Annotated in this window: 19 protein-coding genes; 11 read left to right on the forward strand and 8 right to left on the reverse strand. The window is 72.9% G+C overall.

Annotated elements, in window-relative coordinates:
- The first annotated feature begins 72 nt into the window (after positions 1-72).
- Positions 73-528: a gamma-glutamylcyclotransferase family protein gene (locus tag Cba03nite_RS06900; protein WP_203743141.1), complete on the forward strand. Its 456-nt coding sequence runs from the start codon at positions 73-75 to the stop codon at positions 526-528.
- Here Cba03nite_RS06900 and Cba03nite_RS06905 read toward each other — a convergent pair.
- Both Cba03nite_RS06905 and Cba03nite_RS06910 read right to left on the reverse strand, forming a co-directional pair.
- Positions 525-1451: a GNAT family N-acetyltransferase gene (locus Cba03nite_RS06905; RefSeq protein WP_239125521.1), complete on the reverse strand. Its 927-nt coding sequence runs from the start codon at positions 1449-1451 to the stop codon at positions 525-527. The two genes, Cba03nite_RS06900 and Cba03nite_RS06905, sit on opposite strands and share 4 nt — an antisense overlap.
- A 57-nt stretch (positions 1452-1508) precedes the next feature.
- Positions 1509-2231 carry an SCO6745 family protein gene (locus Cba03nite_RS06910; protein ID WP_203743349.1) on the reverse strand — a complete coding sequence of 241 codons (723 nt, stop codon included), beginning with the start codon at positions 2229-2231 and terminating at the stop codon, positions 1509-1511.
- A 127-nt stretch (positions 2232-2358) separates the two neighbouring features.
- Here Cba03nite_RS06910 and Cba03nite_RS06915 point away from each other — a divergent pair, with 127 nt between their 5' ends.
- Positions 2359-2931: a 3'-5' exonuclease family protein gene (locus Cba03nite_RS06915; protein ID WP_203743143.1), complete on the forward strand. Its 573-nt coding sequence runs from the start codon at positions 2359-2361 to the stop codon at positions 2929-2931.
- Here Cba03nite_RS06915 and Cba03nite_RS06920 read toward each other — a convergent pair.
- The gene (locus Cba03nite_RS06920; protein ID WP_203743145.1) at positions 2928-3566 is read right to left on the reverse strand and encodes an MBL fold metallo-hydrolase; all 639 of its coding nucleotides are present in this window, start codon (positions 3564-3566) and stop codon (positions 2928-2930) included. The two genes, Cba03nite_RS06915 and Cba03nite_RS06920, sit on opposite strands and share 4 nt — an antisense overlap.
- A gap of 83 nt (positions 3567-3649) precedes the next feature.
- Between Cba03nite_RS06920 and Cba03nite_RS06925 the strand changes: the two genes are divergently transcribed.
- Positions 3650-4618, forward strand: a complete 969-nt coding sequence (locus tag Cba03nite_RS06925) for a DUF4349 domain-containing protein (RefSeq protein WP_203743147.1) — start codon at positions 3650-3652, stop codon at positions 4616-4618.
- Positions 4619-4698: 80 nt separating this feature from the next.
- Here Cba03nite_RS06925 and Cba03nite_RS06930 read toward each other — a convergent pair whose 3' ends face one another.
- Both Cba03nite_RS06930 and Cba03nite_RS06935 read right to left on the reverse strand, forming a co-directional pair.
- The gene (locus tag Cba03nite_RS06930; RefSeq protein ID WP_203743149.1) at positions 4699-5964 is read right to left on the reverse strand and encodes an amidohydrolase; all 1266 of its coding nucleotides are present in this window, start codon (positions 5962-5964) and stop codon (positions 4699-4701) included.
- 335 nt (positions 5965-6299) lie between these two features.
- Complete coding sequence (locus Cba03nite_RS06935) at positions 6300-7865, reverse strand: acyl-CoA mutase large subunit family protein (protein WP_203743151.1); 1566 nt, start codon at positions 7863-7865, stop codon at positions 6300-6302.
- A gap of 196 nt (positions 7866-8061) precedes the next feature.
- Here Cba03nite_RS06935 and Cba03nite_RS06940 point away from each other — a divergent pair, with 196 nt between their 5' ends.
- Positions 8062-9876 (forward strand): serine/threonine-protein kinase, encoded by a 1815-nt coding sequence (locus tag Cba03nite_RS06940; RefSeq protein ID WP_203743153.1) that lies wholly within the window; start codon positions 8062-8064, stop codon positions 9874-9876.
- A gap of 45 nt (positions 9877-9921) precedes the next feature.
- Entirely contained in the window at positions 9922-11601 is a 1680-nt protein-coding gene (locus Cba03nite_RS06945; protein ID WP_203743155.1) for a phospho-sugar mutase, read from the forward strand.
- A gap of 64 nt (positions 11602-11665) precedes the next feature.
- Here the strand turns inward: Cba03nite_RS06945 and Cba03nite_RS06950 are convergent, their stop codons facing one another.
- Positions 11666-13570, reverse strand: coding sequence for a hypothetical protein (locus Cba03nite_RS06950; RefSeq protein ID WP_203743157.1), 1905 nt, complete (start codon positions 13568-13570; stop codon positions 11666-11668).
- 105 nt (positions 13571-13675) lie between these two features.
- Between Cba03nite_RS06950 and Cba03nite_RS06955 the strand changes: the two genes are divergently transcribed.
- On the forward strand, positions 13676-14407 hold the full coding sequence (locus tag Cba03nite_RS06955) for a class I SAM-dependent methyltransferase (protein WP_203743159.1): 732 nt from the start codon (positions 13676-13678) through the stop codon (positions 14405-14407).
- Between the two features lie 183 nt (positions 14408-14590).
- Here the strand turns inward: Cba03nite_RS06955 and upp are convergent, their stop codons facing one another.
- The gene (upp, locus tag Cba03nite_RS06960; protein ID WP_203743161.1) at positions 14591-15223 is read right to left on the reverse strand and encodes a uracil phosphoribosyltransferase; all 633 of its coding nucleotides are present in this window, start codon (positions 15221-15223) and stop codon (positions 14591-14593) included.
- Positions 15224-15232: 9 nt separating this feature from the next.
- The gene (locus Cba03nite_RS06965; RefSeq protein WP_239125532.1) at positions 15233-16480 is read right to left on the reverse strand and encodes a glycosyltransferase; all 1248 of its coding nucleotides are present in this window, start codon (positions 16478-16480) and stop codon (positions 15233-15235) included.
- Positions 16481-16795: 315 nt separating this feature from the next.
- Between Cba03nite_RS06965 and deoC the strand changes: the two genes are divergently transcribed.
- The 5 genes from deoC to Cba03nite_RS06990 all read left to right on the forward strand — a co-directional run bounded on the left by deoC (position 16796) and on the right by Cba03nite_RS06990 (position 22459).
- Positions 16796-17743 carry a deoxyribose-phosphate aldolase gene (deoC, locus tag Cba03nite_RS06970; RefSeq protein WP_203743165.1) on the forward strand — a complete coding sequence of 316 codons (948 nt, stop codon included), beginning with the start codon at positions 16796-16798 and terminating at the stop codon, positions 17741-17743.
- A gap of 2 nt (positions 17744-17745) precedes the next feature.
- On the forward strand, positions 17746-19176 hold the full coding sequence (locus tag Cba03nite_RS06975; RefSeq protein ID WP_203743167.1) for an aldehyde dehydrogenase family protein: 1431 nt from the start codon (positions 17746-17748) through the stop codon (positions 19174-19176).
- Complete coding sequence (locus tag Cba03nite_RS06980; RefSeq protein ID WP_203743169.1) at positions 19166-20047, forward strand: aldehyde dehydrogenase family protein; 882 nt, start codon at positions 19166-19168, stop codon at positions 20045-20047. The genes Cba03nite_RS06975 and Cba03nite_RS06980 overlap by 11 nt, the downstream gene beginning before the upstream one ends.
- Before the next feature lie 98 nt (positions 20048-20145).
- Positions 20146-21387: a hypothetical protein gene (locus Cba03nite_RS06985; protein WP_203743170.1), complete on the forward strand. Its 1242-nt coding sequence runs from the start codon at positions 20146-20148 to the stop codon at positions 21385-21387.
- A gap of 85 nt (positions 21388-21472) precedes the next feature.
- Positions 21473-22459, forward strand: coding sequence for an acyl-CoA dehydrogenase family protein (locus tag Cba03nite_RS06990; RefSeq protein ID WP_203743173.1), 987 nt, complete (start codon positions 21473-21475; stop codon positions 22457-22459).
- Positions 22460-22481 lie beyond the last annotated feature (22 nt).

The following is a 22481-nucleotide window of genomic DNA, read 5'->3' on the forward strand; positions in this document are numbered from 1 at the left end:
TAAAGACACCGAGTGGTCCGACACGCACGGGCGTATTCTCAGCAAGCGGTCCGGGCGGCTATCGTCATCGCCGTGCGTCATTACGCAGCGTACGGCTCGAACCTGGACCCTGCCCGCATGCGGGCATACTGTCCGCACTCGCCCATGGTCGGGACCGGCTGGCTCGAAGACTGGCGGCTGACCTTCGCGGGCGAAGACGAGGTCGGCTGGGAGGGTGCCGTCACCACGATCGTCGAATCGCCGGGCGACCGGGTCTTCGTCGCGCTGTACGACGTGCACCCGTGGGACGAGGCGGCGCTCGACGAGGTCGAGGGCGCCAACGCGGGCACCTACACCAAGCTGCACCTGCGCGTCGCCACGCTCGACGGCAGCGCGCTGGCCTGGGTGTACGTCTTCCACGGGTACGAGGGCGGCCTGCCGACCGCGTGGTACCTGTCGGAGATCGCGAACGCGGCGGAGAAGGCGGGCGCCCCCGACGACTACGTCGCGGCCCTGCGCGCCCGCCCCACCCGCACGGTGCGTCCCTAGCCCAGCGCGGGCCGCTCGTAGATGTTCGCCCGGTACGCCGGGCGCATCCCCACGCCCGTGTACAGCTTGATCGCCTCGGTCGGGTTGGCCAGGTCCACGCCCAGCCCCACCGAGGTCCGGCCGTTGGCGGCGTAGCGGTCGAACGCGGCGGCCAGCAGCGCCCGGCCCACCCCGCGCTTGCGGAACTCCGAGCGCACCGCGAGGTGCTTCACCCAGCCCTCGCCGTGCACGTCGCTCTGCTCCGATGACTGCAGGATGCCCGCCAGGACGCCGTCCACCTCGGCGACGAACCACTCGTCCAGCCGCACCCGGTGCCCCTCCAGGAAGCGCTCGCGCCACCGCTCGTAGCTGGTCGGCTGGTAGTCCGGCGTGTCCCGGAACGCGGTGTCGAGCACCGCGAAGAACTCCGGCATCTCCTCCTCGCGGACCGGCCGCACCGTCACGTCCGGCACCGGCGCGGTCGCCGGCGCGGGCAGGTCCAGCTGCATGCGGGCGTACTGCTTCACGAACGTGAAGCCCGCCGCGGTCAGCGAGTCGATCCAGTACTGCTCGGCGGGGATCGCGCCCGCGCGCACGGTGCCCTCGCCCCGCTCCTCCGCGCGCCGCTGCGCCGCAGCCAGGATCCGGGCCAGCAGTGGCCGCATCGCCGGGCGGCCGCCCTCCGGGTGTACGTACACCTCCAGGAACTCGCGCGGGCCGCCCGCGCCGTCCTCCAGGTACGCCCAGCCCGCGATCGCGCCCGTAGCGTCCACCGCGACCTCGGTGTACGGCCCTGCCAGCGCCTCGGCCACGTCCTCCGGCGCGAAGTCGGCGAACCCGACCGCGCTCATGTCACTGGCGTGCACCAGCGCCAGCAGGTCGTCGGCATCCGCCGGGCTCGTGGCCCGGAACGCCCATCCAGCGGGCAGCTCATCGTTCGTCACGCCGCCATCCTGGCAACCGCCCCGCCGATCGGCAGCCCATTTACCCGCCCGCGCAGGTCAGGAGCGGCGGGGGAAGACCGTGCGGGCGGTGTCCTTGAGGAGGGTGACCAGCTCGCCGCGTTCGGCGGGGGTGAAGCGCTGGACCGCCTGGCCGCCGACCCGGTCGGCGACGGCGTCCGCCCAGGCCCGGCGGCGCAGCAGCGGGGCGACCGGCGGGTACGGCGGCTGCCAGCCGAACGCGACCGCGGCCGCCTCCCCCTCCGGCCCGGCGACCAGCGCCTGCACCGGGCTCAGCCCGCAGGCCCGGACGCCGAGCAGCAGCGCCCCGGCCCGGTGCTCGCGCAGCAGGTGCAGCGCGACCGCGGCGCGGGCGCCGGGGCCGTCGCCGGGCACCGGCATGGCCCGCCAGGCGGCGAACAGCGGCAGGCCGGACCCGTCGGCGGCGAGCACCGCCTTCTCGGTCAGCTCGACCAGCCGGTCCACGCGCGGGACGTCGTCCAGGTGCTCGGTGCCCCAGCGGCAGCACTCGGCCAGCATGTGCGCGGCGACCTCGCGCGGGGACAGGGCGCGGCGCGCGGCGTCCCAGCCGTCGCGTACGGCGTCCGGCGCGATGAGGCCCAGGGCGGCGGCGACGGTGTCGGGGCGTACGTCGCCCAGCGCGCCGCCCCGGCCGGCCACGTAGCAGGCCCAGCCGGTCAGGCCGAGTTCGCGGGCGCGGCGCAGGGTGCGGGGGCATTCCAGGAACGCGCCGCCGAGCCGGTTCACCGCGCTCGCCGCCATCGCCGCGGTCTGCGTGGCGGTCGCCGTCAACGGGGGTGTCACATGTGGATTGTGCCGGTGCCGAGCGCCCGGCGGCAGCCCCGGAAAACGCGTGCGCGTCCGGGCGGGTCATCCCTACCCTTGCCGCATGCGTGCGGACATGTACTTCTCGGTGGACGTCGAAGCCGACGGGCCCATCCCGGGGCCGTACTCGATGCTCAGTTTCGGGGCGGTGGCCGCGGGGACCATGGCCGGCTCGTTCACCCCGGCGGGGCCGCGTCCCGCGACGTTCTATCGGGAGCTGCGGCCCATCAGCGACGAGTTCGTGCCGGCCGCGCTGGCGGTGTCCGGGCTGGACCGCGACGTGCTGGCCCGGGAGGGGACCGACCCGGCGGTCGCGATGCGCGAGTTCAGCCGGTGGGTGGCCGAGACCGCGGGCGACGCGCGGCCGGTGTTCGTGGCGTACCCGGCGAGCTTCGACTGGATGTTCGTGTACTGGTACCTGATCCGCTTCACCGGCGCGAGCGTGTTCGGGCACTCCGGCTGCCTGGACGTGAAGACGGCGTACGCGATCCGGGCGGGGGTGCCGTTCGGCCGGGCGCACAAGCGGGCGATGCCGAGGCACCTGCTGTCCACCCGGCCGCACACCCACCACGCCCTGGACGACGCGGCCGAGCAGGCCGACCTGTTCGCGAACCTGATGACCTGGGACGGCAGCTAGACCTCCACGGTGGACCCGGCGGCCAGACGCGCGTACTCGGCGCCGGAGCGGGCCGTCATGTGCGCGTCGGTCAGCGCCAGGCCCTGCTCGTTGAACAGGCAGTCGTGCAGGGCGTACGCCCGCTGCGGCCGGACCGCCCGGACGAAGTCGATCGACTCGGCCAGCTTCAGCCACGGCCCGGAGACCGGCACGAACAGCGTCTCCACCCGCGCCCCCTCGGGCACGTCGAACGAGTCGCCGGGGTGGTAGAGCGTCTCGTTGATCAGGAACCCCAGGTTCGCCACCCGCGGGATGTCCGGGTGGATCACGGCGTGCAGCCCGCCATACGCCTTGACCAGCAGGTTCGCGGCGGTGAACGCGTGCCCGGAGGTGACCGGCACCGCGGCGCCCGCCCACTGCGCGGAGAACTTGTCCACCACGTCGGGGTGGGCGTAGATCTGGATCGACGGGCGCTTGGCCAGCGCGTCTACCAGCTGGTCGGCGTCCACATGGTCGGCGTGCTCGTGGGTGAGCAGCACCGCGTCGGCTCCGTCGAGGGCACGCTCGGACTCGCTCCACACCCCGGGATCGATCACCACCACCGCGTCGTCGTGCTCGATCCGCAGGCACGAGTGGGAGTACTTCGTCACCCGCATCGGGAGGCCCCCTTTTCACGTCGCTCGATTTCGTGGCCCGAATGTCGTCCTTCCGTGACCAGTCTGCCGGAACCTGAGGTGTCATGAGACGCGTCCGCAAAGGCATGAAGAAGACGTTCGTAGTGGCGGCCCTGACCGGCCTGATGCTGCTGGCGGGATGCGCGTCGTCCGACGATGCGGCCTCGCCCACCGCGGGCAAGCCGGCGCCCGGCGCCGGGGACACGGGCCGCGACCCGCTGGCGTACGGCGAGCAGAACAAGGGTGAGGGCGACGGCGCCGTCGCCCCGCAGGGGGTCGAGGCCACGGCCGGGCCGGTCACCGGCCGCTCGCTGATCTACCGCGGCGAGCTGACCGTGCGCGTGGACGACGTGGCGGCCGCCGCCGACCGGCTCACCAGCCTGGTCACCACGGCGGGCGGGCACATCGGGGCGGAGAAGCGGGTCTCGGGCGGCACCCAGGCCGAGGCTTCGGTCACCGTACGCGTGCCCGCCAAGCAGTTCCACGGCGTGCTGGAGCAGATCGCGAAGCTGGGCGAGGAGGTCTCCCGCGGCTCGAACACCGAGGACGTGACCGAGGCCGTCGTCGACCTGGACACCCGGATCGCCGCGCAGCGGGCCAGCGTCGAGTCGGTGCGCCGCATGTTCACGCAGGCCAAGCAGCTCAGCGAGGTGGTGATGCTGGAGCGTGAGCTGAACCAGCGCCAGGCCGAGCTGGCCTCGCTGGAGCGCAAGAAGGCGACCCTGGACGACCTGGTGGCACTGTCGACCATCACCGTGTCGCTGGTCGGCCCGGACACCCCGCTGCCCGAGCCGGAGGAGGAGCCCATGCCGGGCTTCCTGGGCGGCCTGAAGGCGGGCTGGGACGCCTTCGTCGGCACGGTCCAGGTGGCACTGGCGGTGTTCGGCTTCGTGCTGCCGTTCCTGATCGCGCTGGCCATCCCGGTCGGCCTGCTCATCGCCCTGCGCCGCCGCCGTCGCCCGGCCACGGTCGCCACCGCGCCCGCTCCGCCCGCTCCCCCTTCCGCGCCTGCCGGTCCGCCGACCGCAGGCTGACCCGCCGCCGGTCCGCGGCGGGTGACATGACGAAGCCCCCGCCCTGCCCGTGAGGGGCGAGGCGGGGGCTTCGGCGTGGTTCAGAAGGAGGGGGAGGCGAGGGCGGCCAGGGCGGTGTGCACCATGGTGCGGACGCCGTAGCCGATGGCGCGCTCGTCGACGTCGAAGGCCGACTGGTGGATGTCCATGCCCGCGGCCGCGCCGGGGATGCCGGTGCCCAGTCTGATCATGGCGCCGGGGACGTGCTCCAGGTAGAACGCGAAGTCCTCGCCGCCCATGCTGATCTCGGCCTCGACCACGCGCTCGGCGCCCAGCGCCGCGCCGGCCGCGCCGGCGATGACCGCCGACGCCATCCGGTCGTTGATCACCGGCGGGACGCCGCGGGTGTAGCGCACGTCGGCCTTGGCGCCGGTGCCGTCCACCACATCCTTGATCAGCTGGGTGACCAGGTCGGGCGCCTCGCGCCAGGCGTCGCGGTTGAGCACCCGGATGGTGCCCTTGGCGCTGCCCTCGCTCGGGATCGCGTTGGAGGCCTCGCCCGCGTGGATCGCGCCGAAGACCATCGAAAGGCCCGCGCGCGGGTCGACCCGGCGGCCCAGCAGCGCGGGCACCTCGGTCACCACCCGGCCCAGGGCGTACACCAGGTCGGCGGTCAGGTGCGGGCGGGCGGTGTGGCCGCCCTTGCCGCTCAGCCGGACCTCGACGGCGTCGCAGGCGGCCGTGATGGCGCCCGAGCGCACCCCGACGATGCCGACCGGCAGCTGCGGCGCGCAGTGCAGGGCGTAGATCGCGGCGACGTCCTTCAGCGCGCCCGCGGAGATCATCTCCGGGGCGCCCGAGTTGATCGACTCCTCGGCCGGCTGGAAGATCAGCCGCACCCGGCCGCCGATGCCGCCCTGCTGCTCCAGCTGGGCCAGCGCCAGGCCGACCCCCAGCAGCACGGTGGTGTGCACGTCGTGGCCGCAGGCGTGGGTCACGTTCGGCACGGTCGAGCGGTACGCCACGTCCTTGGTGTCGGGCAGCGGCAGCGCGTCGAGGTCCGCGCGCAGCGCGATGACGCGGTCACCGGTGCCGATGTCACACATCACGCCATTGCCCCGGGGCAGGAAACGCGGCTGCAGCCCGGCCGCGGCGAGCTCGCGGGCGACCAGTGCGGCGGTTTCGAACTCCTGGTGCGAGAGTTCCGGGTGCGCGTGAATGTGACGTCGTACGGCTACCAGGTCGGCGCCCCGCGCGGCGAGCCAGCGGTCGAGCCGGCCAGGCAGCGGATCGGTGTCCGACATGATCTCGGACACCATGGACGACGTCAGCAAGCTGCTCTTGGGCAGCGCCAGCGCACTCGTCACGGCAGATTCTCGATCTCGGTCGATGGGATAAAACGCGTCAAGCCTAGCCCCGGAACGGTGACTCTGCGCAACTACGTTCTTGTAGCCCCCGGGTTGCGGAGAGTCACATTCGAGCAGGTAGGAGCGTTCCAAAGCTAGCGGGACCGTCGATTGCACGTGTCCTCACCTCCTACAACGGGTGACGACGTGCCGGGTCACGCATGACGGGAGACTGGTATCACGGAGTTCAATTCAGTCGTACAGATGGTGCGCTGCAACAACCTGCCAACGCGAAAACGGCTCCGAAGACACGAAACCACCCGGGCGGGGTCGCCCGGGTGGTTGATCGAGAAATGTCAGAAGGTCTCGCGCGGCTGGTACGTGCCCCACACCGAACGCAGCGCGTGACACACCTCACCGACGGTCGCCCGCAGCCGCAGCGCCTCGCGCATCGGGTAGAGCACGTTCTCGGTGCCCGCCGCGGCCTCGCGCAGCTTGCCCAGGGCCGCCTCGACGGCGTCCGCGTCACGCTCGGCGCGCAGCCTCGCCAGGCGCGCGGCCTGCTCCTTCTCGATCGCCGGGTCGACGCGCAGCGGCTCGTACGGCTCCTCGACGTCGATCGTGAACCGGTTGAGGCCGACCACCACCCGCTCGCCGGAGTCCACCTCCAGCGCGGTGCGGTACGCCGAGGACTCGATCTCGCGCTTCTGGAAGCCCGCCTCGATCGCGCCGACCGCCGAGCCGTGCTCGAACACCCGCCCGATCAGCGCCGTGGCCTCGGCCTCGATCTCGTCGGTCATCGCCTCCACCACGTAGGAGCCCGCGAACGGGTCCACGGTGGCGGTCAGGTCGGTCTCGTACGCGAGCACCTGCTGCGTACGCAGCGCGAGCCGGGCCGCCTTCTCGGTGGGCAGCGCGATGGCCTCGTCGTAGGAGTTGGTGTGCAGCGACTGGGTGCCGCCCATGATCGCGCCGAGCGCCTGCGCGGTGACCCGCACCAGGTTCACCTCCGGCTGCTGGGCGGTGAGCTGAACGCCCGCGGTCTGGGTGTGGAAGCGCAGCATCCACGACTTCGGGTCCTTGGCGCCGAACTCCTCGCGCATCACCTTCGCCCAGATGCGGCGGGCGGCGCGGAACTTCGCCACCTCCTCCAGCAGCGTGGTGCGCGCGACGAAGAAGAACGACAGGCGCGGCGCGAACGCGTCCACATCGAGCCCGGCGGCGACCGCGGCGCGCACGTACTCGATGCCGTCGGCCAGCGTGAACGCGATCTCCTGCACGGGCGTCGCGCCCGCCTCGGCCATGTGGTAGCCGGAGATCGAGATGGTGTTCCACTTGGGAACCTCGGCCCGGCAGTAGGCGAACGTGTCGGCGACCAGGCGCAGCGACGGCTTGGGCGGGAAGATGTACGTCCCGCGCGCGATGTACTCCTTGAGGATGTCGTTCTGGATGGTCCCGTTGAGCTTGTCGCCCGGCACGCCCTGCTCCTCGGCGACGAGCTGGTAGAGCAGCAGCAGCACGCTGCCCGGCGCGTTGATCGTCATCGAGGTGGACACCCTGTCCAGCGGGATGTCGCGGAACAGCACCCGCATGTCCTCGATGGAGTCGATGGCGACCCCGACCTTGCCGACCTCGCCGTGCGCGATCGGCTCGTCCGAGTCGTACCCCATCTGGGTGGGCAGGTCGAACGCGACGGACAGGCCCATGGTGCCCGCGTTCAGCAGCTGGTGGTAGCGCGCGTTCGACTCGGCCGCGGTGCCGAAGCCGGCGTACTGGCGCATGGTCCACGGCCGGGAGGTGTACATCGTCGGGTACACACCCCGGGTGAACGGGTACTCGCCGGGCCGTTCGCCGTCGGCCGGTCCGTAGACGGGCTCGATGGGGAAGCCGGATTCGCTGCGCCGCGCTGAACGCTCGTTCATACCCCGGATGTTAGGCGTATCGGTCGCCCGCCGGGGTGAGGGATAACGCACATCACGTACACCCAGGGTGATGACAGCGGGACGGAACGGTGAAATTGGGCGTTGATGCCCGCCCACGGCTTTCGCTGCGCGGCGGAGTCGTACAGGATAGGGAATTGCGCGTCCCCTCGTCCCCTCCCACTTGGCGGCATCAGCAGTGACCACCCATGCATCCACCTGGAGCGGCAGCCCCACCCCCGGCCGAGCCGCTCCGGGCACCGTCATCGGCGGACGCTACTCGCTACGCACCGCGATCGGGCACGGCGGCATGGGCACCGTCTGGCGTGCCGCCGACACCGTGCTGCGCCGCGAGGTCGCCGTCAAGGAGGTCGTGCTGCCGCCGGGCCTTGCCGCCAGCGACGCCGCCTCCATGTACGAGCGCACCCTGCGCGAGGCCCGCGCCGCGGCCAGCCTGTCCCACCCGAGCGTGGTCCAGGTCTTCGACGTGGTCACCGAGGCCGGCCGCCCCTGGATCGTGATGGAGCTGCTGGACGCCCGCGGCCTGGCCGACATGGTGATCGAGGACGGCCCGCTGGCCCCGCGCGCGGTCGCCAAGATCGGCATCGCGCTGCTCGGCGCGCTGGAGGTCGCGCACGCCGCGGGCGTGCTGCACCGCGACGTCAAGCCGGCCAACGTGCTGATCACCACCGACGGCCGCTGCGTGCTCACCGACTTCGGCGTGGCCAAGCTGCCGACCGACGTCCAGCTGACCACCCCCGGCATGGTGCTGGGCTCGCCCCACTTCATCTCCCCCGAGCGCGCGCTCGGCCACGCCTTCGGCCCGCCCAGCGACCTGTTCTCCCTCGGCGTGACCATGTACACCGCCGTCGAGGGCCGCCCGCCGTTCGACAAGGGCGACCCGCTGGCCACCATGCACGCCGTGGTCGAGGAGGAGCCCGTCCCGCCGCAGCGCTGCGGCCCGCTGCGCGACGTGCTCTACGGCCTCATGGAGAAGAACCCGGACCGCCGCTGGGACGTCGGCCGCGCCCGCGCCACCCTGCGCGAGCTGCTGGCCGGGCCGCTGGCCCAGAACGCCACCCCGCAGCACGTCACCGACCCGTGGGCGGTCGTCGCCCCGCAGCCGAGCACCACCGCCTGGGTCACCCCGGCGGCACCGGCGCAGGCCGAGCGCCCCGCCAAGGAGATCGGCGGCCGGGCCCTGCTGCACACCGGCGAGACCCCGTCCACCCGCGCGACCGGCGGCGGCCGCCGCAGCGCGCCGGACCCGCTCGACATGCCCACCGGCGCCCACCCCGCACCCACCGGCGCGCTGCAGACCGTGCAGGCCGCCGGCCCGCGCCCGGCCGCGGCGGCTGGGCCGAAGCCCCTGGACAACCTGGTCGGCCAGGTCAAGGCGTGGCCGAAGAAGATCCGTCTGGCCGCCGCGGCCGGCCTGGCCGGTGTCGTGCTGATCACCGGCGTGGCCTGGGCGGTCATGGGCGACGACGAGCAGCAGCCGCCCGGCTCCGCCGCCCCCGGCAACACCCTGAGCCCGGCCTCCTCGGCCGCGCCCCAGGTGCCCGAGGGCATGCAGAAGGTCACCTTCAAGGGCGTCACCGTGCTCGTCCCCGCCAACTGGAAGGCGGTCAAGGCGGGCAGCTACGTCGACTACCGCGACCCCGCCGACAGCGAGCGCTGGCTGCGCATCAACGTCTACAAGTCCTCCGGCGCCCCGACCAAGGAGCTGGAAGGCGCCGAGCGGAACTTCAAGAAGGACGCCAAGCGCTGCCAGAAGGACACCTACCAGCGCGTCGACCTGTCCGACCAGAAGCTCGGCACCCTGGAGACGGCCGCGCAGCTGGAGTACCTGTGCACCCCGCCGGAGAAGGGCGCCCGGCACGCCATCTGGCGCATCGGCGCGGCCGACGGCATGGCGTACCACATCTACCTCTCGACCTGGGACGACTCCTTCGCGGCGGACAAGCCGGTCTTCGACGCGGCGATCGACTCCTTCGCGCTCGTCACCACCTGAGGGGTTTGCTGCGCATAAGCACGGTCTACGTGTTATGAAACACCGATGACCGACAACCTTGCCGATCGCGTACGCCACTGGATCGCCCAGGACCCCGACCCCGACGCGCGCAAGGAGCTGCAGCAGCTGCTCGACGCCCTACCGGGCACCGAAGCCGAGCTGACCGACCGGTTCAGCGGGCCGCTCACCTTCGGCACCGCCGGGCTGCGCGGCCCGCTGCGCGCCGGGCCCAACGGCATGAACCTGGCCGTGGTCCGGCAGGCCGCGGCCGGCCTGGTCAACTGGCTCACCAAGCACGAGCCCGGCGGCCTGCTAATCATCGGGTACGACGCACGCCGCGGCTCGCACGAGTTCGCGCAGGAGACCGCCCGGGTCGCGACCGGCGCCGGGATGCGCGCCGCGCTGATGCCCCGCCCGCTGCCCACCCCCGTGCTCGCGTACGCGGTGCGCGCGATGGACGCCGTGGCCGGTGTCATGGTCACCGCCTCGCACAACCCGCCGCAGGACAACGGGTACAAGGTGTACCTCGGCGAGCACCTGGGCGGCCCGCTGGGCGCCGGGGCGCAGATCGTGCCGCCCGCCGACCTCGAGATCGAGGCCGAGATCCGCGACGTGAAGCTGCTCTCGCAGGTGCCGCTCGGGCACCCGGGCACCGTGCTCGACGACGAGATCGTGACGTCCTACCTGGCCGCCGCCGCCGCGATCGTGCAGGACGACCAGCCCAAGGACCTGGCGGTGGCGTACACGCCGCTGCACGGGGTCGGCGGCAGGGTGCTCGGCGACGCGTTCCTGCGGGCCGGGTTCCCGGTGCCCGCGGCCGTGCCCGCGCAGGCCGAGCCGGACGGCGCGTTCCCGACCGTGTCCTTTCCCAACCCGGAGGAGCCGGGCGCGATGGACCTGGTCCTCGCGCTGGCCGCCGAGCGCCGGGCCGACATCGCCATCGCCAACGACCCGGACGCGGACCGCTGCGCGGTGGCCGTGCCCGCGCCGAACGGCAACGGCAACGGCTGGCGCATGCTGCGCGGCGACGAGGTCGGCGTGCTGCTCGCCGACCACCTGATGCGGCTGGGCCGCACCGGCACGTACGCCACCACCATCGTCTCGTCCTCGCTGCTGCGGGCCATGTGCGCCAAGCGCGGGTTCGGCTACGCCGAGACGCTCACCGGGTTCAAGTGGCTCTCCCGGGCGGCGCCGGACCTGGTCTACGGCTACGAGGAGGCGCTGGGCATCTGCGTCGCCCCCGGCATGGTACGCGACAAGGACGGCATCACCGCGGCCCTGCTCGTCGCCGAGCTGGCCGCGGGCCTGAAGGCGGAGCTGCGCACCCTCACCGACCGCCTCGACGACCTCGCCAACGAGTTCGGCCTGCACGTCACCGACCAGCTCTCGGTGCGCGTCGACGACCTGGCCGAGATCGAGCGCATGATGGCGCACCTGCGCGCCAAGCTGCCCGGCTCGCTGCTCGACGAGCCGGTCACGTCCACCGAGGACCTGCTCGACCGCCCCGGCGAGCTGAACGCCGACGTGGTCATCCTGCGCACCGAGACGGCCCGGGTGGTGGTCCGGCCGTCCGGCACCGAGCCCAAGCTCAAGGCATACCTCGAGGTGGTCGAACCGGTCTCCGAGGGCGACGTCGCCGCCGCCCGCGAACGCGCCGCCGCGACCGTCCGCGCCCTGCGCACCGAGGTAGCCGCCGCCCTCGGCATCTGGTCCGTCAGCCCCTAAAGCGAAAGGAAGGGCACCTTCTTATCGTTTTCCGATGTAGAAGGTGCCCTTCCTAACGTCTGGCTCAGCCGACGGGCGGGTCCTCGCGGCCGCCCGGCGGCGTGCCGGTGCCGGGCTCCTCGGCCGACGCCGGCACCGGTGCCGGGGCGTCCACCTCGGCCAGCTCGCTCACCGGCCAGACCGTCACGCCGCCGGTGCGCACGCCGTCGCCGACCAGGTCGTCGACCAGCTCGCGCAGGACGTCCGCGCGGGGCGCGCCGTCGGGCAGCACCAGCGCGCCCGCCCGCCAGAAGCGCAGGTCGGCGAGCAGACCGTCGCGCATGCGGCCGGTCACCTTGGGCACCTTCGCGCCCTTGACGATCGAGGCGAACAGCAGATCGGTCGGGCGTGGCGGCGGACCGAACGTGGCGGTGCCCGGCTGGCGGCCGGGGCCGATGAAGTACCCCCCGGGGAAGCTGAACCCCGCTCCCGACTGCGCCCACCAGCGCATGCCCTCGCTGTGCTCGTTGCTGGTCAGTGGCACGGTGACCAGGGTGCGGCCCGCCGGGACGTACGCCCGCCAGGTCCCCTCGGTCACGAACCGCGGCACCGCCGGGCCGCGGTGCGTCGGCAGCGGCAGCGGCAGCAGCGGCACCAGCGCCAGCCCGACCAGGGCGTACGCCAGCCGCCGCAGCGGCAGCCCCTGCGCCGACTGCCGGGGCAGCCGGGCCACCACCTCGACGGTCAGCGCCACCAGCGCCCCCACCACCGGCAGCAGCACCAGCCCGAACCGGACCGGCACCACCGACTCCAGCAGCGGCAGGTGGTTGAACGGCCGCCACAGCCCCGGCAGCGCGGTGCGCTCGCCGCCCGCGAACACCTGCCGCCCCATCGCGAACAGCGCGAACACCGCACCGGTGACGACCAGCGTGCGGACCAGCGCCTGCCGCCACAGCCAGCCCGCCACGGCCAGCCCGAGCAGTGCCAGCAGCGGCCAGCCCAGGAACGTGTTCTCCTCGGCCGCGTTCGGCGCGAGCAGCCGGGTGACGTCGACGTTGCCGCCCAGCGACAGCCGCGGGAAGGCCGCGAAGCTGGCCAGGTCCGCCCCGTAGGCGGACGCCCCGGGTGGCAGCCCGCGGAAACTCTGCGGCCCGAAGAACTGCGTCCAGAGGGGGTACGCGAGCAGCGCTCCCCCGAGCACGGCCGCCACGCCGGCGGTGGCCAGCACGGGGCGGATCGCCGCCCGCTGCGCGGGCCAGGTCAGCGCGGCGTACGCGGTGAGGAAGACGGCGCAGGCCAGCGCGGTGTAGAGCAGCACCTCCTCGTTCACGAACGCCTGCACGACGACCAGCAGGCCGAGCACCGCGCCGTTGCGCAGGGCGCGGCCGGGCTCGGCCATCCGCAGCGCCCAGTGCACCAGGAACGGCACCAGGAACTGCGCGGTCCAGTTCGGATGCCCGTTGGCCTGGCTGATCATGCCGGGGCCGAACCCGCACAGCGCCGCGCCGACGGCCGCCGCCGCCCGCGAGCTCACCACGTGGCGCAGCAGGAACCAGTACCAGGCCGCCGCGGTGCCGGCCAGGCCCAGCACCAGCAGCACGGTGAAGCTGAGCTGCGGGCCGCCGAGCACGGTCAGCGGGGCGAGCGGGATGCCCAGGCCCAGGACGACCGTGTTGGCCATCAGGTTGACCCCGAGCGGGGCGTTCATCTGCGAGGTGAAGAACGGGGTCGCGTCACCGGCCAGCACGTCCACCGCGTGCCGCAGCACGAACTGGAAGAACACCTGGTCCGGCACGTTCGCCGAGAGCATGGCGCGCGAGCCTTCGCGCCACAGCCCCCACGTCACCAGCACCGCGCCGACCAGGAACGTTGCCAGCACCAGCGCTGTCGCGTTGATACGTCGTGGCTGGTCAGCGGGGTTGCGAGCGCGCCGGGAGCGGTCGGCCGAGGTGGTCCGTACCCGGTGCCACTCCTGAATTTCGGTCTTCACGAGCGTCGAATGTACGGCATTTAGGTAGTCTGTCCTGATTAGCCCTGAATTATCGGGTCAAATCGGAAACAGATTCTCGTTGCAGCTACCGGACGGATGCAGTCGATGACGTCGTACGCCACAGAGCCCGGCCTCCTCACCGGCGACCAGAAGATCCAGGCCGCGGTGCTGGAGAGCCTGGCTGAGGCGGCCAACCACCGCCGCTGGTTCGCCGGAATGGCCACGCCCTACCTGGGTACGCACCCGATCGAGATCGGCAGCGGGCTCGGCGACTACGCGATCGAGTGGCTGCCGTACGTCGAGCGCTACACGGCCACCGAGGCCGACCCGGAGCGCCTGGTCGACCTCAAGCAGCGCTTCGCCGACGACCCCCGGGTGGAGACCCGCGAGATGCTGCTGCCCACCGACGAGTACGGCGAGCACACCGCCCTGGTCAGCTACAACGTCCTGGAGCACATCGAGGACGACGTCGCCGCCCTGCGCAGCATGGCCCGCCTGGTCCGCCCCGGCGCGCCCCTGGTCCTGGTGGTCCCCGCGTTCCCGATCGCGATGAGCCGCGTCGACGTCGCCACCGGCCACTGGCGCCGCTACACCCGCCGTACCCTCACCGACGTCGCCCTCGCCGCGGGCCTGACGGTCGAGCGCATGGAGTACGTCAACTCCCTCGGCTTCATCTGCTACTTCATCACCGCACGCCTACTCGGCATGTCCCCCAAGGGCGGCGCCATGATGCGCGTCTACGACTCCGTGGTAACCCCCGTCACCCGCCGCCTCGAACGCCACCGCCGCCCACCCTTCGGCCAGTCCGTCCTGGCCGTCCTCCGCCGCCCCACCTGACCCAGAGCGTTGATCATGAACCTATGGCACGGCTCAGCGGCGTGTCGTGGCCACAGCTTCCTGATCGACTGACGGCTCGCGCCGGACCGGCAGGGGTACACGCCAGTTGATCATGAACTTATGGCGGCGACACGCCGTCGAACCGTGCCATAAGTTCATGATCAACGCGTAGAGGCGGGCGGGTTAGAAGCGGGGCATGCCGCCGAATTGGCGGTCGCCGGCGTCGCCGAGGCCGGGGACGATGAACATGTGTTCGTTGAGGTGGTCGTCGATCGCTGCGGTGACCAGGCGGAGGGGGAGGTTGGAGGCGCGGAGGCGGTCGATGCCGGCGGGGGCCGCGAGGACGCAGAGCACGGTGATGTCGGTGCAGCCGCGGTCGGCGAGCAGGCGGCAGCAGTGCTCCAGGGAGCCGCCGGTGGCGAGCATGGGGTCCAGGACCAGGACGGGCTTGCCGGTGAGGTCGCCGGGCAGGGACTCCATGTAGGCGCGGGGCTCGAAGGTGTGCTCGTCGCGGGCCAGGCCGACGAAGCCCATCGAGGACTCGGGCAGCAGGCTCAGCGCGGCGTCGGCCATGCCGAGACCGGCGCGCAGCACCGGCACCAGCAGCGGCGGGTTGGCCAGGCGGGTGCCGACGGCGGTCGCCACCGGGGTCTCGACCGGGAACGTGTCGGCCTTGAAGGTACGCGTGGCCTCGTAGGCCAGCATGGTGGTGAGCTCGTGCAGCGCGGCCCGGAAGCTGGCCGAGTCGGTGCGAGCGTCGCGCATGGCGGTGAGGCGGGCCTGGGCCAGCGGGTGATCTACGACGAGTACGTCCACGACGTGAAACTACCCGGCCGCCACCGCCCGCGTCGTGCCAACCGCTGCCGTGGTGTCCGCCGCCATGGTGTACACCGCGTGCATGGCCGCGGCGTACCGCTGCGGGGTGTGCGCGGCGGCGCGGGTGCGGGCGGCGGCGCCGAGGCGGCGCGCGGCGCGGCGGTCGCCCAGCAGGCCGAGCACGGCGGCGGCGAACGCCTCCGGCTCGGGGGCGGCGAGCGCGGCGTGGCCGTCGAGGGCGCCGTGGCGGTGCAGGGACGGGTCGGCGAGCACCGCGGGCAGCCCGGCCAGGGCCGCCTCCTGCAGCACGAGGGCCTGGGTGTCGGTACGCGACGGGAACGCGAACACGTCCGCGGCGGCGTACGCGGCGGCGACGACGTGCGGCGGCTGCTGCCCGGTGCACACGACCCGATCGGCGATCCCCGCTCCGGCGTCCCGGAGCAGCCGGGCCAGCCAGCGCGGCTCGTAGACGGCGCCGACCAGCACCAGCCAGGCGTCGGGCCGGTCCGCCAGGATCCGGGCGAACGCGCGTACCAGCAGGTCGACGCCTTTCTCGCGGTTGACCCGGCCGACGAACAGCACCAGCGGGTCGCGGGGCCCGATGCCGTGCCCGGCGCGGAACGCACCCGCCTCGGCCCGCGACGCGGGGCGCTCGCCCACCCCCGTGGGGACCAGCGCGAGCCGCTGCGCGGGCACCGGCAGGGCGACCCGGTCGAGCACGGCCCGGGTGGGCACCACCACGGCCGTCGCGGGGCCGAGCAGCAGCCGGTTGCCCTCGGTCAGCACGGCCGCGCGGTCGCCCGCGGCGGGCGCGGGCACGCCGAGCCGCCGGGTGTAGAGGCGCAGCAGCAGCCGCAGCGCCCAGCCGGGCACCTTGTACGCGTCGGCGTAGGCGTGCAGGTCGGTGTGGTACGTCTGGACGAGCCGCGCGCCGGTCCGGTCGGCGAGCAGCACCCCGAGCAGCCCGGCCGGGCCGGGGGTGTGCACGTGGACCACGTCGGGGCGGTACGCGGCGAGGTCGGCGACCAGGCGCTCGCGGGAGCGGCGGGTGGCCAGCGGCCAGCGGGCCAGCCGCAGGTCGGCCACGCCGCAGGCGAGCGCGGGCACCCGGAGCAGCCCCGGCTCGTCCTCCTGGTCCCCGTGGGCCGGGACGACGCAGTGCACGTCGTGCCCGGCGGCGGCCTGGGCCGCGCGCAGCGTACGCAGCGAGGTGACGACACCGTCGCGGCGCGGGAGATACGTGTCGGTGAAGTGCATGATGCGCACGCCATGACGGTCGGCGACCGGCGTTGACGCCACGTGAACCCGGTATGTCGCCCGCGTGGAACCCCGACGGCGACCACCCCCACCAGCCCGGCCTAGGGCCGTGGCCGAGCCAGGTCGTGGCCGAGCCAGGTCGTGGCGGGCCGGGAAGTCATGATCGCCATTTCGTGTCCGAACACGCGGTCAGACCGCACTTTCTGACACGAACTAGCGATCATCGCCACCGAGCGCGGTGACCGCCGCCACCGGAGCGCCGGATCCCACGACGTGGACAAGATCGATACCCGTGAGGCCGCGTAGACTTCGCGTATGACGGCCACCATCTCACCGTTGTCCGAGGTCACGCGCTCTGACGCGGCGCTGCGGACCTTCCTGCACGGCCTGCCCGGCGTGGACCGGGTCGGCGCCGACGCGCGCGCCGCGGGCCTGGGCACCCGATCGATCAAGACCACTGCGAAGGCATGGGCGATCGACCTCGCCATCCGGATGGTGGACCTGACCACGCTGGAGGGCGCGGACACCCCCGGCAAGGTGCGGGCGCTGTGCGCGAAGGCGCGCCGCCCCGACCCGGCCGACCCGAGCTGCCCCCCGGTCGCCGCGATCTGCGTGTACCCGTCGATGGTGCCGACCGCCGCCGAGGCGCTGCGGGGCTCCGGCATCCACCTGGCCAGCGTCGCGACCGCGTTCCCGTCGGGGCAGGCGCCGCTGAAGGTGAAGCTGGACGACACCCGCGCGGCCGTCGCCGCGGGCGCCGACGAGATCGACATGGTGATCAGCCGGGGCGCCTTCCTGGCCGGCCGCTACCTGGAGGTCTTCGAGGAGATCACGGCGATCAAGGAGGCGTGCGGCAAGGCGCACCTCAAGGTCATCCTGGAGACCGGCGAGCTGGTCACCTACGACAACGTGCGGCGTGCGTCCTGGCTGGCCATGCTGGCGGGCGGCGACTTCATCAAGACCTCCACCGGCAAGGTGTCCCCCGCGGCGACCCTGCCGGTCACGCTGATCATGCTGGAGGCGGTGCGCGACTTCCTCGACACCACCGGCCGCAAGGTCGGCGTGAAGCCCGCGGGCGGCATCCGCACCACCAAGGACGCGATCAAGTACCTGGTCATGGTCAACGAGATCGCCGGCGACGGCTGGCTGGACCCGGACTGGTTCCGGTTCGGCGCGTCCACGCTGCTCAACGACCTGCTGATGCAGCGCACCAAGCTTGCCACCGGCCACTACTCCGGCCCCGACTACTTCACCCTGGACTGATCATGAGCAGATTCGAATACGCGCCCGCCCCGGAGTCGCGCTCGATCGTGAAGCTGCAGCCGTCCTACGGGCTGTTCATCAACGGCGAGTTCACCGACGGCGCGGGCAGCTTCAAGACCATCTCCCCCGCCTCCGAGGAGGTGCTGGCCGAGGTCGCCGAGGCGTCGTCCGCCGACGTGGACCGGGCCGTACAGGCGGCGCGGCGCGCGTACGAGGACGTGTGGGGCCCGATGCCTGGCCGCGAGCGGGCCAAGTACCTGTTCCGCATCGCCCGCATCATCGCCGAGCGCAGCCGTGAGTTGGCCGTGCTGGAGTCGCTGAACAACGGCAAGCCGATCAAGGAGTCGCGGGACGTCGACGTGCCCCTGTCGGCCGCGCACTTCTTCTACTACGCGGGCTGGGCCGACAAGCTGCCGTACGCCGGCTTCGGCGCGGACCCGCGCCCGCTGGGCGTGGCCGGTCAGGTCATCCCGTGGAACTTCCCGCTGCTCATGCTCGCCTGGAAGATCGCCCCGGCGCTGGCGGCGGGCAACACGGTGGTGCTCAAGCCGGCCGAGACGACGCCGCTGAGCGCGCTGCTGTTCGCCGAGATCTGCCAGCAGGCCGAGCTGCCGCCGGGCGTGGTCAACATCGTCACCGGCGCGGGCGAGACCGGCGCGGCCCTGGTGAACCACCCCGACGTGGACAAGGTCGCGTTCACCGGCTCGACCGAGGTCGGGCGGATCATCGCGCGGGCCGTCGCGGGCACGAAGAAGAAGGTCACCCTGGAGCTGGGCGGCAAGGCGGCGAACATCGTCTTCGACGACGCCGCGATCGACCAGGCGGTCGAGGGCATCGTCAACGGTATCTTCTTCAACCAGGGCCACGTCTGCTGCGCGGGCTCCCGGCTGCTGGTGCAGGAGTCCGTCGCCGACCAGCTGCTGGAGTCGCTGAAGCGGCGCATGGCCACCCTGCGCGTGGGCGACCCGCTGGACAAGAACACCGACATCGGCGCGATCAACTCCGCGGAGCAGCTGTCCCGGATCAAGGCGCTGGCCGAGATCGGGGCGAGCGAGGGCGCGGAGCGCTGGTCGCCCGCGTGCGAGCTGCCCGAGCGCGGGTTCTGGTTCGCGCCGACCATCTTCACCGGCGTGTCCCAGGCGCACCGCATCGCCCGCGAGGAGATCTTCGGGCCGGTGCTGTCGGTGCTGACGTTCCGCACCCCGGCCGAGGCGGTCGAGAAGGCCAACAACACGCCGTACGGCCTGTCGGCGGGCATCTGGTCGGAGAAGGGCTCGCGCATCCTCGCCATCGCCGACCAGCTGCGGGCCGGTGTGGTCTGGGCGAACACGTTCAACAAGTTCGACCCCACCTCGCCGTTCGGCGGTTACAAGGAGTCCGGATACGGCCGCGAGGGCGGCCGCCACGGCCTGGAGGCCTACCTTGCCCAGTAAGAAGGACGCCGCCGCCGCGCGCACCACGACGGGCGCCGCCGCACCGGCGCGGCTCGCCGTGCGCAAGACGTACAAGCTGTTCATCGGTGGTGCGTTCCCGCGCAGCGAGTCGGGCCGCACCTACGTCGTCGCCGACAGCAAGGGGCAGTTCGTGGCCAACGCCGCCCAGGCATCCCGCAAGGACGCCCGCGACGCCGTGCTCGCCGCGCGGGCGGCGTTCGGCAAGTGGTCGGGCGCGACCGCGTACAACAAGGGCCAGGTCATCTACCGCGTCGCGGAGATGCTGGAGGGCCGCCGCGGCGAGTTCGCCGCGCTGGAGGTCCCCGAGTCCGAGCTGGACGAGGCGATCGACCGCCTGGTCTGGTACGCGGGCTGGACCGACAAGATCGCGCAGGTGGCGGGCGGGGCGAACCCGGTGGCCGGGCCGTACTTCAACATCTCCTCGCCGGAGCCGAGCGGGGTCGTCGCGGTGGTCGCGCCGTCCAGCCCGGCGTTGCTCGGCCTGGTCAGCGTCATCGCCCCGGTGATCGCCACCGGCAACACGGTGATCGTGATCTCCGACGCCCCGCGCGTGGCGATCACGCTGGCCGAGGTGCTGGCCACCTCCGACGTGCCGGGCGGCGTGGTGAACATCCTCACCGGCTCCGCCGCCGAGATGGGCCCCTGGCTCGCCTCGCACAGCGACGTCAACGGCCTGGACCTGACCGGCGTGGCCGACGCCAAGCTGGCCCTTGAGCTGGAGCAGGCCGCCGCCGAGACTCTCAAGCGCGTCCGCCGCCCGGCGGCCGTCGACTGGTCCGCCGACCCCGGCCTCGCCCCCATGACGGCATACCTCGAAACCAAGACCGTCTGGCACCCCAAGGGCCTGTAAAGACAAGGAAGGGCACCTTCTTAACGCTGTGCGTATAGGAAGGTGCCCTTCTTAACGCCTGGCCGCGGGCGTGCGCGGCTCCGCTAGGGTGACCGGTCGTGAGCAGCCCCTCCCGTGACACCGGCCCGATCGAGTTCGTCAGCAAGGCCGACCGCCGCGCCGCCAAGGCCGCGGCCAGGAACGCGGCAAGAGCCGCGGCGCACGCCTCGCCGGCGGACGGCACGCCCGCGTCAGGCCCGGACACCGCTGCGGGCGCGACCGGGTCAGGTCCGGCCAGCCCCGCGAGCAAGCCCGGTTCGGGTCGGCGAGACCGCGCGGGCAAGCCCGCCTCCCGGTGGTCGCCGCTGTTCGGCGGGCTGTCGGTCATCGGCGTCATCGCCCTGTTCGTGGGCTGGCTCCTGATCGCACCGACCCTGCGCGGCCTGCTCATCGGCTTCGCCTGCGACGTCACCGCCTGCTCCGCCGCGGGTATGACCACCGCCGGCTGGCTGGTCGTCGCCGCCCCGGCCGCCGCGATGCTCCTCATCGGCGTGAGCTGGCAGCGGGCCGGGCGGACCGCCCGCCGCGTGATGATCGGCTTCGCCGCGCTGACCTGGCTGGTCGCCAGCCTGGTCATCCCCGGCCGCGGCAAGGACCTGTCCGACATCCTGACCGGACCCGGCAGCGCCCAGCTCGGCAGCGGGATCCTGTGGGCCCTCGGCGGCGCGGGCGCCGCACTGGCGTTCCTGTTCCTCCTGGTCTTCGTGGGCCGCGCCGTCCCGGCGGTCGACCGGCACTACAACACCGTGGCGGTCGCCGGCATCACCGCGATCATCGTGGGCGCGCTGCCGCTCGCGATCGACGCCGCCGAGCCGACGTACACCCGCGCCGCCGAGATCTTCCCCGCCGTGCTGACGATGAACGGCGACACGCTGACCCGCACCGAGCTGGGCGACGAGCGCGGCTGCGCCAGTGTGCTGCCCGACGACACGCTGCTGGACCGGCACGGCTGCATCGTGACGGTGCGGGCGTCGTACATGACCGACGACAGTGACGCGGTCGCCGTGTTCCGGGCCGTGCTCTACCGCGACGACGAGACCGCCGACGAGGCCCGCGCCGGGCTGCCCGCCGGGCTCGCCCCGGTCGGCGCACCAGGCGGCGCGGTCGCGATCTTCTCCACGACCGGACCGTGGGTGCTGGTCAGCGCGGGCGCGCACGACAACGGCCGGGACGTCACCGCCGCCGACCGCCCGTGGGTGCTCTGGCCGCTGCGGCAGGTCAGCTACCACTTCATCGGTACGCAGGTCGGCCTGCTCATCGACCCCGACCCCACCGACGCCATCCGCCCCCGCAACCCCTGACCGAGCCACGCGGCAGATCTTGTGCACTTCGTGCTGCTGAAGCGACACGAAACGCACAAGATCTCGCCGCGCCTAGGATCGGGACATGGTCGACGCGAGCAGACTGCGGCTGCGCGCCGCCGAGATCGCCGAAGAGGTGCTGTTCCCGGCCGCGCTCGCGGTGGATGCCGCCGACCGGGTGCCCGCGTCCCACCTGGACCTGCTCGCCGCGGAGGGTCTCTACGGCGCGGCCGTGCCGGAGGACGGGGACGGCAGGGACTTCCCGCTGCTCGCGTCGCTGGTGGAGAGCCTGGCGAGCGGCTGCCTGACCACGGCGTTCGTCTGGCTCCAACACCATGGGCCGGTGTCGGCCGCCGCGTACAGCGAGCAGCCCGGAATCCGCGACGCCTGGCTGGGCGCGCTGTCCACGGGCGAGCGGCGGGCCGGGATCGCGCTGGCCGGGCTGCGCAGCCGCACCGCCCCGATGCGGGTGCGCGCGGTCGGCGGCGGCTTCCTCCTCGACGGCGAGGCACCCTGGGTGACCGGCTGGGACATGATCGACGTGTTGTACACCGCCGCCCGCGACGAGCACGACGACGTGCACTTCCTGCTGGTGGACGCGATCGCCGGGCCGACCCTGGGCGTCACCCCGCTGGAACTGGTCGCGGTGCAGGCGAGCCGGACCGTCAACGTGCGATTCGAGAGCCACTTCGTGCCCGCCGACCGGCTCGCCGACGTGCGTCCGTACGCGGCCTGGTCGTCATCGGACGCGAGCGGCTCGGCGCTCAACGGCTTCCTCGCCCTCGGCACGGCGGCGCGATGCTGCCGCCTGATCGGGCCGAGCCCGCTGGACGCCGAGCTGGCCGCCACCCGGGCGAGCCTGCTGGCGGCGGACCCGGCGGCGACTCCCGCGGCCCGCGCCGCCGCGTCGGACCTGGCGCTGCGGGCGACCGCGACGCTGGCCGTGCGGACCGGCGCGCGGGCGGTGCTGCGCGGCGAGCACGCCCAGCGGCTGCTGCGGGAGGCGGCGTTCCTGCTGGTCTTCGGCAACCGCCCGGCCATCCGGGACGAGCTGCTGGCCCGGCTGCGGTAGCGGCGGTCGCGGAGATCATCGA

It is taken from the genome of Catellatospora bangladeshensis, from assembly GCF_016862575.1.
GTDB classification, from domain to species: Bacteria; Actinomycetota; Actinomycetes; order Mycobacteriales; family Micromonosporaceae; genus Catellatospora; species Catellatospora bangladeshensis.